Consider the following 14,893-nt stretch of genomic DNA (forward strand, 5'->3'; position numbering starts at 1 on the left):
ATAAAAATCAATACATTTATCAATATTTTCATAGTCTATTGCATATCTTTAACTGCAATCAACCACTCTAACGCTGTCATCTCCCACAATATTTCTTAATTCATCTAATAAAAGATCGCTTAATTTCACCCACAAATCACGGGAGGCCAACGAAACTTTTTTATCCTTTTCAAAATATACATATACAGGAGTATCCCCATTAAAAAACTGTAGAACAGGAGATAGTTCTTCCAACACATGGCTGCTCTCTCCATCGATCTTTATATACAGCTTTTTAAGATTTTCGATCTTTTTAAACGGTACGATCTCTTCACATAATATTTTAGGTTGCTCTTCTTCTCTTACACTTATTCTTCCTTTTATTGTTACAACATTATCTTCTATAATATAATTTGAATATTTGTCAAGTATTTTAGGAAATATGATCACTTCTACAGAGCCAAAAGAGTCTTCCAAAGTTACAAAAGCCATAAGATTATTGCTCTTGGTTGTTTTTGTTTTTTTTGCACTGATAATTCCGCCTAAGATTACCTCTGTGCCGTCTCCTAATATCCTTTGACCTTTATGCGCGCTTGTCTCTCCTAAGTTCTCCTGTATCATATGAAGATCGGCAGTTGAAGCTGTTACAACCTGGTTCAATTGTGACTGGTATTGATCAAGAGGGTGTCCGGATAAATACAACCCCATGATTTCCTTCTCCATGGAAAGAAGTACCTTTGTCGGATACTCATTCATCTGCGGCAGTTCATCATGGACGGCAAAAGTCTGTTCCTGTTGATCATCGTTGCCAAACAGCGAAATCTGTCCTTCTATATTCTTCTTTTTACTTTGCGCAATACCATCCAGTATTCTTTCATATGTCGCCATCAATTGAGACCGGTATACTTTAAAGGAATCAAATGCACCGCATTTTATAAGGCTTTCCACAAGTCTTTTATTGATACCCTTTTCACTCATTCTTTCACAAAAATCCCGAAAGCTTTTAAAGAGTCCTGCATTATTCCTTTCTTGGGTTACCGCAATCACAAAATTCCTTCCTACATTTTTTACCGCTGCCATACCGAACCTTATACTGTTCTCTGACACAGTAAACGTATCGCTGCTTTCGTTAATATCCGGCGGCAAAAGCTTGATCCCCATCTTCTTGCATTCGTGTATATATTGTGAAACCTTTGTACTGTTGTCTAATACACTGGTAAGCAGTGCTGCCATAAACTCTGTCGGGTAAAAACATTTTAACCAGGCAGTTTGATATGCAATCACTGCATAAGCGGCAGCATGTGATTTATTAAAGGCATACTTGGCAAAGTCCATCATTTCATCAAAGATTTCCTTGGCTGTCTGTTCATCCACGCCATTTCTGATGGCACCCGGAACAATAACCTCTCCGTTTGTATCCACAATGCCATAGATAAAGTTATTTTTTTCTTGCTCCATGACATCTGTTTTCTTCTTTGACATTGCCCTTCTCACTAGATCAGCTCTTCCTAAAGAATAGCCCCCCAGCTCACGAACAATTTGCATTACCTGCTCCTGGTAAACAATACAACCGTAAGTAACATCCAGGATACTTTCCAGTAGAAGATGCTTATATGCGATTAATTCAGGATTATTTTTATTTCTTACATAACGTGGTATCTGGTCCATCGGTCCGGGACGATATAATGATATTCCCGCAATGATATCTTCCAGCGATAGCGGCTGCAATTCCTTCATAAACTGCTTCATCCCCGCGCTTTCCAATTGGAATACACCTTCGGTATTGCCCTGGCATAATAGCTCAAATACCTCTTTATCTTCAAAACTTATGCTATTGATATCAATATCCAGTCCTCTGGACTGACGGATCATGCTTAACGCATCTCTAATCACCGTTAATGTCCTTAAGCCCAGAAAGTCCATTTTTAGAAGCCCTAATTCTTCTAGCGTTCCCATAGGAAATTGGGTGGTAATACTCTCATCATTTTTCTGTAAAGGAACATACGTTGATATGGGCTCTTTAGAGATTACTACACCGGCAGCATGGGTAGAGGCATGCCGAGGCAGTCCTTCAAGGGCTATTGCCGTATCAATGAGCTGCCGTCCCTGCTCATCCGAGTCATACATCTTTTTCAAGTCGCTATTCACTTCAAGGGCTCTATTAATGGTCATCCCCAACTCAAAAGGAATCTGCTTGGCTATAATGTCCACATCGGCATAAGAAATATTGAGGGCTCGTCCTACATCACGTATCGCCGCCCTGGCAGCCATTGTACCAAAAGTAATAATCTGTGCCACCCTGTCTTCTCCATATTTACTCACTACATAATCGATGACTTCCTGCCTTCGTTCGTAGCAAAAATCAATATCTATATCCGGCATACTTATTCTCTCCGGATTAAGGAATCTTTCAAACAGTAAATTATATTTTATGGGATCAATATTGGTAATGCCCAAGCAATATGCTACCAAGCTTCCTGCTGCCGATCCTCTCCCGGGACCTACCATAATACCATGATCCCGCGCATATTTAGTAAAATCCCATACAATCAGAAAATAATCAACATATCCCATGCTGCGGATGACTTGAAGCTCATACTCCAAGTTATCTTCCAACTCTTGCGTTATTAGCTTATATCTCTTATGCAATCCTTCTTTACACAGCGTTGCTAAATATTCATATGAACTATATTCTTTTGGTACTTCGTATGAAGGTAAATGCAATTGACCAAATTCGAAGTCCACATTACATTGCTCAACAATACGCTGGGTATTTTCAATGGCTTCTAAGGCATTAGGAAAGAGCGCAGCCATTTCATCGGCTGTTTTTAGATAAAACTCTGACGTTTGAAATTTCAGTCTTTGTTCATCATCAACAGTTTTTCCTGTTTGAATACATATTAAAACATCCTGATTTTTCGCATCTTCTTTGTTGACATAATGGATATCATTGGTTGCAACCATATCAATGCCTGTTTCTTTTGAAAGCTTGATAAGCTGCTGATTTACCCTGCGCTGTTCTTCAATTCCGTGATCCTGCAGTTCAAGATAGAAACTGTCTTTCCCGAAAACAGAGGAATATTTTTCGGCCAACTGCCGTGCCCTGTCATAATTACCATTCAATAAAGCCTTTGGGATATCCCCGGCAAGACATGCACTCAGTGCAATGATTCCGTTATTATGCGCCTCCAGCACTTCAAAATCTACTCTTGGCTTATAATAAAAACCTTCAACATAAGCAGTAGAAACAATCTTCATAAGATTCTGATATCCAACCATATTTTTAGCCAACAACACCAAATGACCTTGACTGCCATCCAACTCATTTACTTTATCATGTCGGGACCTTGAAGCTGTATACACCTCGCAGCCAATGATAGGTTTGATCCCGTTTTTCTTTGCTTCCTTATAGAATTCCACAACCCCATACATTACACCATGGTCAGTGATGGCAATACTATGCATTCCTAATTCCTTGGCTCTGCATATCAAGTCTTTAATCCGACATGCGCCATCTAACAAACTATATTGTGTATGAACATGTAAATGTGTAAAAGCTTTCATGCTAATCGCCTTTCCGCTATTTATTCTATCCTATTCATATTATAATTCATTTTATCGAAAGTGCAAAGCGTACACAGCAAAAAAACAACATTTGTTACAAATGTTGTTTTTTTAAACACTATACGTTTGATTATATCTCACATGTATCTCTAATCATAATGTTCAGTGTCTTGGTTAAATCTATTTCTTCAAACGCATTCTTTCTACTGCCGTCAGGATTACAAACAACTCTCACAATAGGTCTCGCAGGGAATCTTTTATTAACATCTACAATAATGCCTTTTTCTCCGGTACTCAATATAACCCCTGTTCCAACGGGATATACCGCAATATTTTCCAGAAAGCATTCAACAATTGTTTTATCAAAATGATGTTCCCCAAGTGTCGTAATATATTCTATTACTTCATGCACTTTTACTTTTTTGCGGTACACTCTATCTGATGTCAGTGCGTCATATACATCAGCAATGGCAACAATTCTCGCAAACAGATGTATGTTATCTCCTTTTATGCATAGAGGATAACCGCTGCCATCATAGCGTTCGTGGTGTGCAAGAACAATGTATGCCGATGAAGCACTAATATTAGGATTGTTTTTTACTATATCATATCCTAAAGTTGTATGCGTTTTGATGACATTAAACTCATTATCATCTAAACGTGCCGGCTTCTTTAAAATATTCTCAGGAATAACGATTTTACCGATATCATGCAACAGCGCACCTACTCCTAAATCCCTAAGCCTCAATTGATTCAACCCGAGTTTTATTCCTGTAATAAGCGAAAGAACACATACGTTGACCGAATGTGCAAATGTATAATCATCCACCGTCTTCAAATCGCTTAAGTTAATCAAAATGTCCTTATTGGCCAGCAGTTCATCTATGATATGATTTACCATGCCCTTTACTTTATCAGAAGTAAATTGGGAAGTATTCTTGCATTCCTCCATAATATTTCTGATTAACGTCTTTGCTTCCTGTCTGGTTCGGTCATTAATAACATCTTTGACATCAATATCCTTTGATAACTCATCCTCTATATAAATTTCTGAAATATTAAAATTTCTAAGTCTCTCAATATAAGTTTCCTTAAGTTCAACTCCAGTACCAAGAAGTACTTGACCATCCTCTGAATATATTGACTTTGCCAGTCTCATGCCGCTTTGGACCTTCTCGATAGATACTCTTCTCATTGACTTCCCCCAAAAATACATGTAAATGACATTATCAACAAGGACATGTCTGCATAATTATATATAATTCCAGATAATACCAAAAATATATCTATCATTCTACATTACTTTACGATATCATATTATTCGATAAAAATAAAGGTAAATCCTGCAAATTTCTATAAATATTTTTAATAATAGTTCTCAAGTCCTATCTCATCGTTAATGTCTGTATTTAAGAATATGTATAATAGACCATTAAATCTTTTTGCTGCTTTGCAGATGATCCGCAATTCTCTGCAGCTTTCTCAGCCTGTGATTGACTCCCGACTTTCCAATCGAAGGATGCAGCATCTCACCCAACTCCTTAAGACTGGCTTCTTTGTATTCTAAGCGCAGCTGCGCTATTTCCTGCATATTTTGAGGCAATCTATCTAATCCCATTGTATTTTTTATCAGTTCGATGCTCTCAATCTGTTTTAATGATGCATTGATTGTCTTCTCCATATTTGCTGTTTCACAATTAACCATACGATTTACATTATTACGCATTTCTTTAATAATTCGGATATTTTCCAATTCCATCAAAGATTTATGAGCACCAACAATATTGAGAACATCTACAATGTTTTCACTACCTTTAAAATAAATCACATAGTTTGATTTTCTTAATATCGTTTTTGCATTTAATGAAAAATACTCAAGTAGCTTACACACATCTTTACTGAGTAAGTAGTGATTGGTAACAAACTCTAGGTGATATGTCTTTTCAGGATCTGTGATGGATCCTCCTCCTAAGAAAGCACCCCGTATGAAAGCTTTCTTACAGCAGTCTTGTTGTACCAACCCCTCACTAATTCTAAAAGCAAGAAGATTTTTAAAAACATCATCATTTTTAATCAATCTTAACCCTGAGAGGATATTGTTAAGGCTTTCCTGGTTGTGGACATATAAATAATAATTATTTATATGTTTGCCTGTTTTACTTCCCTTTATATCAATAGTCGTTTGGACACCAAAATTCCATTTAACCAGATTAAAAATCCTTCTGGCAACCGACGCATTTTCCGTATTGATTCTTAAATAACTTTCACCTGTAGGATTTCTTATTATGCCGGAAAAACAAATAATGCCCGCAAGTTCAGCCCTGACGCAGCAATCTTCTTGTCTGGGCAGCCTGCACAGCTCATTTTTAGTTTTAGAAGAGAAAGACATTAAACCACCCCCGAAAAAAATGGACGAAAAAAATGGACAATGGACAATGGACAATGGACAATGGACAATTTTTGCGATGTTGTCCTATGTCCGTTGTACATTTATAATTTACCAACTTATATATCATGCGAGTTCTTGTAGGGGCGGACGACTCTGTCCGCCCGCGGACAACATAATAATGCATCGGGCGGACAGGGTCGTCCGCCCCTACAACTAACCATTTAAACGGAATTATGCTTGTCCGCAGACATTATATAATTTAGATTCCTCAATATAGGAAAATGTGAAAAAGTGCTTAATTGCTCGGAAATCTGACACGGGCGGGGCCCAGGGCCGCAGTCCGGCCAAAAACCAGGCCTGACAGCAGACCAGTCCCCATGTCCGACTCCCTCGTTGTGCTGAATCGGACTTTCTATAACCTTCTATTTAGCTTTGTACCTGTAAATTTAGTTCTCTATTTTAATATTCATAATACTATTCACTATTCACTATTCACTATTCATTATTCACTATTCATTATTCACTATTAATTGTACATTGTACATTAACTTAGCCTTTCTTCTACGTATGCTCTCAACACCTCTGCTACTCCCCATGCCTGTGCAAAACATCCCCGGGCAATGTGCGGCGGATTTCCGTCAAATATTTCTGAAACCGAACCAACACAAGCATCCTTTAAATGGTCTTGAAACGGCTCAATAAGCTTTAAGCAAATTTCCTTGCTCTCATCCGAATAGCCATGAACTTTTCGAAAAGCGGTAATAAATGGCCCTATCAACCAACTCCATACAGTTCCCTGATGATATGCACCATCTCGGTTATACTGATCTCCATAATAAATGCCCTTGTATTGCGGGTCCAGTGGCGTAAGGCTCCTTAAACCGTATGCAGTATATAACTGTTGAAATACTACACTAACTACCTGTTTCGCCTTCTTTCCTTCCAGTACCGGAAATGGCAAGCTTACAGCTAAAATCTGGTTTGGTCTTACCTTTTCATCTGCCATCTGGTTATTAATGGTATCAAATAAACATTTCTTCTGTTCATTCCAGAACTTTTCTTCAAAAGACTTTTTTATATTGGACGCAAGCTCAAGATATCTTTGCTCGCTTGCACCGCATTTTTCCGCAATGTAAGCCATGCCATTTAATGCATTATACCATAACGCATTGATTTCAACGGCCTTGCCGTGCCGAGGCGTCACGATCCAATCCCCTACTTTCGCATCCATCCATGTCAACTGCGTATCCTCGCTTCCGGCCTCTATCAATCCGTCAACATCCATCTTAATATTATGAATGGTTCCATGGATATAAGCATCGATAATTTGTACCAGCTTATCATAAATATGCTCTTTTATAAAATCGGCATCATCAGTATATTCTAAATATTTATATGCCGCATTTATAAACCATAAAGGGGCATCCACTGTGTTGTACGCCGGCTCTTCTCCTCCATCCGGAAATACATTCGGAACCAGACCATGTTTTATATATTGAGCAAAAGTATATAAGATATTCTTCGCATCATGGTATCTTTTTGTCACCAGTGTCAATCCCGGCAATGCGATCATCGTATCCCTTCCCCAGTCGGTAAACCAAGGATATCCCGCTATGATAGTTTTGGACTGGGTGGACTCTCGATAAACAATAAATTGATCTGCTGCTTTTACCAGTTGATTTGCAAAATCATCGTTATATCCTGCCGTTTTGACTAATGCTTGAATACGTTGCTTCTCTTTTTCAATCACCTGATTTCCGTCCAGCTTTTTGGACTGCCCTATTCCTGCTGTCATGGTAATCTGCTTCTCCACGCCTGCTTGAACATCTATTTCAAAAATGCCCGGAATATAATGATCTTCAAAAGAGTGTAGTCCTCTTTCACGTTCTACTGCATAGTCCATGTTATAAAAAAATAGGCCTTCCTGTCCAATAAACTTGCCTTCACTCGATTCAATAAAAATATCGGTATCTATATAAGCAGGGGTCAATACAACTCCATCCTGTGTGTTTCGCTGGTTAAACTGCAAATTTCTGCTTTGGGAATTATAATGGTAATCTCTAAAATTAATTAATGGCGCTACTTTGAGCTTACAATCTCTATTCGAAGATAGTATTTTATATCGTACAATCACCGTATTCTCTTCATAAACCATGCATATTTTCTTCTCAATAAAGATATCTTCCACATTGTAAATAAAAGCAGGTATTCCATCAATAGCAAATCTTTGCAGATGCAAATACCCATCACCGATATGATCCGGGGTCTGGTTTGTATAAAGGTTATATGATTTACCGTCAACATGGATACTCTCATCCAATTTTGACAATATAAGATGCCTTTGGACCGGTGCCTTTAATGAAGCAACCAGAAGGCCATGATACCTGCGGGTGTTTGCGCCGATAATGGTTGAAGATGCGAAACCACCTATACCATTGGTTAAAAGCCACTCCTTCTGTATACCTTGTTCAAATGTCTTCCAATCACCTTTTCCGAATTCCATATGAACCTCCATTTATTATATTAAAAATCATCTGTGTTGTTTCAGTCTATCTTTTACATAATAATAATCTATTATTCTTTTTTTGTCTTTGGCTAACACTTCATTTAACACCATTGTAACGATGGTTCTTGCAAGCTCATCAGTATCATGCCTGATATATCCGTTGCATACTTGCAAAATATCTTTCTCAATAAGTCTTATATTCTTTTCTTTAAATTTGTCTGTATCTGCATAGACAGCCTGCGCTCCATCATCTGCATATTTTCCAAGCAAGTAATCAGGAATAGTTTGTTTGTTTACAATGCAATAGTCTATGATCCCTTCACCAATATGCTCATAGATTGTATTTACATGTTCGTAAGCATCATAGCCTTCTGTTTCCCCAGGTTGTGTCATAATATTGCACACATACAGCTTAAGTGCCTTACTGTTTCTGATAGCCTCGGCAATACCCTTTACTATAAGATTCGGCATAATGCTTGTATAAAGACTCCCGGGACCAATCATGACAGCATCCGCCTCATTTATAGCTTCTATTACGTCATCTAAAGCTTCTACATCATCCGGAGTGATATAAACCTTACTGATACGACAGCCATACTCCTTTTTCGCTTCCGGAATCTTTGACTCTCCGCATACCTCTATACCATTTTCAAGTACCGCGCACAATTTAATATCACGGGATGTAACCGGCAGCACTCTTCCGGTCACTGCAAGGACATCACTCATTTTTTTTACGGCTTCTTCAAAATTATTTGAAATGCCATTCATTGCAGCCAGAAATAAATTCCCGAAGCTTTGCCCCTTTAGCGCACCATCTGTAAACCGATACTGCAGTAATCGCTGCATAATAGGTTCGGTATCAGCTAATGCAAGAATACAGTTACGAATATCTCCCGGTGGAAGCATTCCCAGATCTTGTCTTAGTACTCCCGATCCCCCTCCGTCATCTGCTACGGTTACTACCGCAGTAATATTTGATGTATATTTCTTCAAGCCTCTAAGCATGGTCGAAAGTCCCGTGCCTCCGCCTATCGCCACGATTTTCGGCCCTCTAAAGGCAATACTGCGTTCATAGACCAAATTCCCCATACCATCTTCATCGATTATTATTTTGAATTTGCTGTTTTTAAGTATGCTTTTAACATTTTCCATCCAATAAACGATTTTCTCTTTAATATAAGGTCCCCCCATACAGCTTCAAATTTAACACTATTTGTCCAGCTTATTATCTTTCTCTGCATCTCTATGGCTCATAACCACCCTATGATTCTTCTCCACTAGATACTTGCCTAACGCTTCTGCAATAGTCACAGAACGGTGTTTTCCGCCCGTACAGCCGATAGAAACTACCAATTGTGATTTTCCTTCTTCTATATAATGAGGTATTAAAAAGTCCATCATATCTTCTAATTTATTTAAAAATTCAGTAGCTTGCGGCCATTTTAACACATAATCTTTTACATCATTATTAAGTCCGGTATGTTGTTTTAAGGTGCTGATATAATATGGATTTGGAAGAAATCGTACATCGAAAACCAAATCCGAATCTAACGGAATTCCATATTTAAATCCAAAGGATAAGATGGTAATAATAATTCCTTGGTACTGTTTCCCTTGAATAAAGATATCGTTTAATTGCTCTTTTAATTGGCGTGGAAGCAAATTTGAAGTATCTATAATGTGATCTGCACGCTTGCGTACATTCTCAAGCAATTTTCTTTCAGCTTCAACAGCCTCCACTACCCTTCCTTCTACAGCTAAAGGATGCTTTCTTCTAGTTTCCTTATATCGTTTGATAAGAACCTCATCGCTTGCCTCTAAAAATAAGATCTCATATGTATATCCTGCATCTCTTAAAGCATCCAACCCGTTAAAAAGCTCACTAAATAAGTCTCCGCCTCTTATATCAATAACCAATGCTACCTTTTCAATTTTTCCCTGCGATTGGAAGCATATTTCAGCAAACTTAGGCATTAAGGCAGGAGGCATATTATCAATACAGTAATACCCTAAATCTTCCATACACCGGATTGTCTGGCTTTTCCCTGCCCCTGACATACCGGTAATTATAACAAATCTCATTTCTTTCACCTCATTAGTTAATTAAAGAATTAGTTCACAGGTCACGGTTCACGGTTCACAGACTATGAATCAGAACCCTGAGCGAAACTCAAAATATAATTGTCTTCAGACTATTATATTTTTGATTCTCAATTTCCTTATACAATCTATTCCATGTTTATAGTTCACAGATTTCGAATTTACGCTGTGAACTGTTAACTGTAAACCGTGAACTAATCCCCTACCATTTTCACTTCCGTATGTAATTCTACGCCGAATTTTGACTTAACTGTTTGCTGCACATGCTTTATCAAATCTAAAACATCTTGTGCAGTAGCATCCCCTGTATTTATAATAAATCCGCAGTGCTTTTCTGAGACCTGCGCGCCGCCAATCCTATATCCTGCCAATCCGCTATCTTGTATCAACTTTCCTGCATAATATCCTTCAGGCCTTTTGAACATACTTCCTGCACTGGGAAATTCCAAAGGCTGTTTATCACGCCTTCTTTTATTTAAATCATCCATTTTTTCCTTAATGCTTTCTTTAACGCCTTCTCTCAGCTTGAGTTTTGAAGATACGATGATTTTGCCGGTGCCTTGAAAGATACTGGTTCTATATCCGAATTGATGCTCTTCACCGGTTACTGTACAAAAATGTCCTTTTTCATCTATATAGTTTGTCTCTATCACTACATTCTTCATTTCTCCATCATAGGCTCCCGCATTCATCATTACCGCCCCTCCCAATGTACCGGGAATACCAGATGCAAATTCAAGTCCGGTCAATGCATGCTGTAATGCCACATTAGCTAGCTTTGATAGAAGCACCCCTGCCTCACATGTTATATAAGTATTCTCTACTTTTATATTTTTTAGGCAAGCATGGGTCTTAATAACCAGTCCTCTGATTCCTTTATCCGATACCAATAAGTTAGAACCATTCCCCATGAGGAAATATTTTATGGCATATTGCTTGCTTAATCTGATAATCTTACTGATCTGGTCACTTTCTTCAGGTAGTACCAGTAGATCAGCATTGCCTCCTATTCTAAAGGAAGTATGATTGCTCATGGGCTCATTTAACAGAATATTATCTTCAGGTAATATTTTTCTAATATTGTCTAAAAACTCTTTATACTCCTCCACGTTCCGCCCTCCATACTACATATTCTATTATCTCTATCATTCTATTCTATCCTTATGATCGCTCATATATTACCATTAAAGTTACTATAAAGCTTTTCGAAAGCATGTCTATCTTTTAATCCATTATATCAAAAAAAGTGTATATAGTATAATCTATATACACCGGATATGTTATGAATATTACTGTCTATATGCTAATGTTTTTTCTTTTCCTCAGATAATCTAAAAGCTTTTGTGCCGAAGTGTTCATCACCAACTCTTCGGGCATATTGACTTCTTTAAATATCTCATAAACCTTATCGAATTTACCTACATCAAAACTAATATGTGCATCGCTGCCTACAACTACTTTAACACCCATTTCTTTGCATTTCTGCGCGATGAGCTTACAATTTTCTTCACTGCCCGGTCTAGAAGAAAAAGAATGATTATTAATTTCAACAAGCTTATCATTATCTTTTACGCATCTCAGTACTTCATCGTAATGATATGTAAAAACAGGATTGCCGCTATGCCCTATGGCATCTACATATTTATTCTCTATAACTTTTATCCAAGCATGCGTATGCTGCTCCACTGTTCCGGGCTCAATACACACATCATGAAAACTTGCGATAACCCAGTCAAGCCTGCAAAGATATTCTTCCGGCATATCCAAATTTCCCTCCATGTCAATGATGTTTGCCTCTACACCCTTTAAAATTTTTACACCATAAATTTCGCTGGGCAGAATTTTCATGTTTCCGAAATGCCAATAATGCGGAGCATCCACCATTGCAACACCATGGTCAGTGATAGCTATCATTTCCATATTCTTTTTAGATGCTTGCTCTGCCAATTCCTGAATTGTACTGTACGCATGCCCAGTAGCAACCGAATGGCAATGCGTATCTACTAAATACTTTAACATGACTTTCCTCCATAATATTGTAATCGCTTATATAGTATTTTTATTAATTTCTTCCATGAGTCTCTGATTTAATTCTTCAGCCGCATTGTATCCCATCTTTTTCTGTCTATTATTCATTGCTGCAACCTCGACAATAATAGCAAGATTTCTTCCCGGTTTTACCGGAATAGTTAATGAAATAATATCTATTCCTAATACATTGGTATGTTCATCCACCAATCCCAAGCGGTCATAATGCTTGTCTTCTTTCCACGCTTCAAGATGAATAATCAGATCTATCTTTTCAGTATCTTTTACGGCACCCATACCAAATATTTTCTTAACATCAATAATACCAATACCACGGATTTCTATAAAGTGTCTAATAATCTCGGGCGAGCTGCCTACCAGTGTCTTCTCGGATACTTTCTTGATTTCTACAGCATCGTCTGCTACTAAGCGGTGGCCTCTTTTCACTAACTCTATTGCAGTTTCACTCTTTCCCACACCGCTCTCACCAAGTATCAAAACACCTTCACCATATGCTTCTACAAGAACACCATGCTGTGTAATTCTAGGTGCCAGATGCGTGTTCAGATACCCTATTAGGCTGCTCATAAATCTTGATGTTGATTCATGAGCCCGTAGTACAGGAACATCGAATTTTTCAGAGCATTCAATGATATCAGGAAATATATCCAAATCTCTTGTAATAATTAATGCAGGCATTCCTGCTGAAAACAGCTTGCAAATACTGTCGTATCTTTGCGATTCCGTTAACTTCGAAAGATAGGTAGTCTCAACTTTACCCATAATTTGAAGTCTATTCGGATCAAAATAATCGAAAAAACCGGCAACTTGAAGCCCAGGCCTGTTTACATCGGTAGTGATAACCTTTATATCACCTAATTTCTCACAATTAGAAATCTTTTCAAGGTTAAATTCCTTTAATATTTGCTCTAAAGTAACAAAAAAAGAAGAACTACTCAAGATATCCCCTCCTATAATTAGTTCTTAAGTACTAATTATATACTTTTTTTTATATTTAGCAAATAGTAAATTTGTTAATTATCTAATTTTTCTTTATGAAACGCCAAGCAAGAGTAACAAGGGACGGTTCTTTGACACATAATTATGTGTCAAAGAACCGTCCCTTGTTACTCTTGCTTTATTTGGTGCACCATCAGGGATTCGAACCCGGGACACCCTGATTAAGAGTCAGGTGCTCTACCAACTGAGCTAATGGTGCATATATGGCGCGCCTGAAGAGATTCGAACTCCTGACCCACTGCTTAGAAGGCAGTTGCTCTATCCTGCTGAGCTACAGGCGCTTATGGGCTAGAAGCCACAGGGACCACTTTTATACTTCGTAATAGGAAGCTTTATAATCGTCCCCGTGCTTCCTCTTTTTTGGAGCTGATGAGCGGATTCGAACCGCCGAACCTCTTCCTTACCAAGGAAGTGCTCTGCCTGCTGAGCTACATCAGCATTTGTTTTTGGAAATCTATCCAAAAGAAGTATATGCTTTTACATAAAAATGGCGACCCGGAAGGGGCTCGAACCCTCGACCTCCAGCGTGACAGGCTGGCATTCTAACCAACTGAACTACCGGGCCGTAAATGGCAGGGGCAGAAGGATTTGAACCCTCGACACACGGTTTTGGAGACCGTTGCTCTACCAACTGAACTATACCCCTGTATATTATATTAGTTAATAATGACTAGTGAATAGTTTTTAAAAGCTTTTTCGTTATTCACTATTAGTTATTCACTAAATTATTGGTGGGCCTTCAGGGACTCGAACCCCGGACCAACCGGTTATGAGCCGGTTGCTCTAACCAACTGAGCTAAAGGCCCAAATAAGTTTATTGAAATAACGTTTTTACACATTTATCAATAAACAAATATGGTGACCCATAGGGGACTCGAACCCCTGTTACCGCCGTGAAAGGGCGGTGTCTTAACCGCTTGACCAATGGGCCAAATTGGCTCCTCAAGTAGGACTCGAACCTACGACCCTGCGGTTAACAGCCGCATGCTCTACCAACTGAGCTATTGAGGAATATCAGTTCCGGCAACGACCTACTTTCCCAGGAAGTCACCCTCCAAGTATCATCGGCACTGTGGAGCTTAACTACCGTGTTCGGAATGGGAACGGGTGTAGCCTCCACGTTAAAATCACCGGAATGCCATTCAAACTTTGTTTGAATGATTGTACAATGTTTCAATGGACAATGTACAATTTTATTGCTCTTTTCTGGTACTTCATTGTACATTGGATCATTGTCCATTGTACATTTTTTAATGTACCTTCAAAACTATACAATGTAAATCATGAGTACTTCTTTGGAAAAACCT

At 38.3% G+C, this 14,893-nt stretch carries 9 protein-coding genes, 8 tRNA genes and 1 rRNA gene; all 18 read right to left on the reverse strand.

Annotated features, from left to right (window positions below; all coding sequences use genetic code 11):
* Window positions 1–48: 48 nt before the first annotated feature.
* Complete coding sequence (locus QKW49_RS07055; RefSeq protein ID WP_282866841.1) at window positions 49–3,543, reverse strand: DNA polymerase III subunit alpha; 3,495 nt, start codon at window positions 3,541–3,543, stop codon at window positions 49–51.
* Window positions 3,544–3,673: 130 nt separating this feature from the next.
* Window positions 3,674–4,738: an HD-GYP domain-containing protein gene (locus tag QKW49_RS07060; protein WP_282866842.1), complete on the reverse strand. Its 1,065-nt coding sequence runs from the start codon at window positions 4,736–4,738 to the stop codon at window positions 3,674–3,676.
* 237 nt (window positions 4,739–4,975) lie between these two features.
* Entirely contained in the window at window positions 4,976–5,932 is a 957-nt protein-coding gene (gene whiA, locus QKW49_RS07065; RefSeq protein WP_282866843.1) for a DNA-binding protein WhiA, read from the reverse strand.
* A 544-nt stretch (window positions 5,933–6,476) separates the two neighbouring features.
* Window positions 6,477–8,435 (reverse strand): amylo-alpha-1,6-glucosidase, encoded by a 1,959-nt coding sequence (locus QKW49_RS07070; RefSeq protein ID WP_282866844.1) that lies wholly within the window; start codon window positions 8,433–8,435, stop codon window positions 6,477–6,479.
* 27 nt (window positions 8,436–8,462) lie between these two features.
* On the reverse strand, window positions 8,463–9,629 hold the full coding sequence (locus QKW49_RS07075) for a gluconeogenesis factor YvcK family protein (protein WP_282866845.1): 1,167 nt from the start codon (window positions 9,627–9,629) through the stop codon (window positions 8,463–8,465).
* Window positions 9,630–9,647: 18 nt separating this feature from the next.
* The gene (gene rapZ / locus QKW49_RS07080) at window positions 9,648–10,520 is read right to left on the reverse strand and encodes an RNase adapter RapZ (protein WP_282866846.1); all 873 of its coding nucleotides are present in this window, start codon (window positions 10,518–10,520) and stop codon (window positions 9,648–9,650) included.
* A gap of 212 nt (window positions 10,521–10,732) precedes the next feature.
* Window positions 10,733–11,647, reverse strand: coding sequence for a UDP-N-acetylmuramate dehydrogenase (murB, locus tag QKW49_RS07085; protein WP_282866847.1), 915 nt, complete (start codon window positions 11,645–11,647; stop codon window positions 10,733–10,735).
* Window positions 11,648–11,834: 187 nt separating this feature from the next.
* Window positions 11,835–12,557, reverse strand: coding sequence for a phosphatase (locus QKW49_RS07090; protein WP_282866848.1), 723 nt, complete (start codon window positions 12,555–12,557; stop codon window positions 11,835–11,837).
* Window positions 12,558–12,584: 27 nt separating this feature from the next.
* Entirely contained in the window at window positions 12,585–13,526 is a 942-nt protein-coding gene (gene hprK, locus QKW49_RS07095) for an HPr(Ser) kinase/phosphatase (RefSeq protein ID WP_282866849.1), read from the reverse strand.
* A gap of 183 nt (window positions 13,527–13,709) precedes the next feature.
* Window positions 13,710–13,785 (reverse strand) — tRNA-Lys (locus tag QKW49_RS07100).
* Between the two features lie 5 nt (window positions 13,786–13,790).
* Window positions 13,791–13,867: transfer RNA gene (locus QKW49_RS07105), tRNA-Arg, on the reverse strand.
* Window positions 13,868–13,947: 80 nt separating this feature from the next.
* A tRNA-Thr gene (locus tag QKW49_RS07110) sits at window positions 13,948–14,024 on the reverse strand.
* A gap of 50 nt (window positions 14,025–14,074) precedes the next feature.
* Window positions 14,075–14,151, reverse strand: a tRNA-Asp gene (locus QKW49_RS07115).
* A 5-nt stretch (window positions 14,152–14,156) separates the two neighbouring features.
* Window positions 14,157–14,232 (reverse strand) — tRNA-Trp (locus QKW49_RS07120).
* 83 nt (window positions 14,233–14,315) lie between these two features.
* Window positions 14,316–14,392 (reverse strand) — tRNA-Ile (locus QKW49_RS07125).
* 50 nt (window positions 14,393–14,442) lie between these two features.
* A tRNA-Glu gene (locus QKW49_RS07130) sits at window positions 14,443–14,517 on the reverse strand.
* A gap of 4 nt (window positions 14,518–14,521) precedes the next feature.
* Window positions 14,522–14,597 (reverse strand) — tRNA-Asn (locus tag QKW49_RS07135).
* A 7-nt stretch (window positions 14,598–14,604) separates the two neighbouring features.
* Window positions 14,605–14,721: ribosomal RNA gene (gene rrf, locus QKW49_RS07140) — 5S ribosomal RNA — on the reverse strand.
* Between the last annotated feature and the right edge of the window lie 172 nt (window positions 14,722–14,893).

Source organism: Petroclostridium sp. X23, from assembly GCF_030013905.1.
Taxonomy (GTDB): Bacteria; Bacillota; Clostridia; order SK-Y3; family SK-Y3; genus X23.

Coding starts and splice junctions, on each gene's coding strand:
- QKW49_RS07060 (WP_282866842.1), bottom strand. CDS start 4,738: ATGAGAAGAGTATCTATCGAGAAGGTCCAAAGCGGCATGAGACTGGCA.
- whiA (WP_282866843.1), bottom strand. CDS start 5,932: ATGTCTTTCTCTTCTAAAACTAAAAATGAGCTGTGCAGGCTGCCCAGA.
- QKW49_RS07055 (WP_282866841.1), bottom strand. CDS start 3,543: ATGAAAGCTTTTACACATTTACATGTTCATACACAATATAGTTTGTTA.
- QKW49_RS07090 (WP_282866848.1), bottom strand. CDS start 12,557: ATGTTAAAGTATTTAGTAGATACGCATTGCCATTCGGTTGCTACTGGG.
- QKW49_RS07070 (WP_282866844.1), bottom strand. CDS start 8,435: ATGGAATTCGGAAAAGGTGATTGGAAGACATTTGAACAAGGTATACAG.
- QKW49_RS07075 (WP_282866845.1), bottom strand. CDS start 9,629: ATGGGGGGACCTTATATTAAAGAGAAAATCGTTTATTGGATGGAAAAT.
- rapZ (WP_282866846.1), bottom strand. CDS start 10,520: ATGAGATTTGTTATAATTACCGGTATGTCAGGGGCAGGGAAAAGCCAG.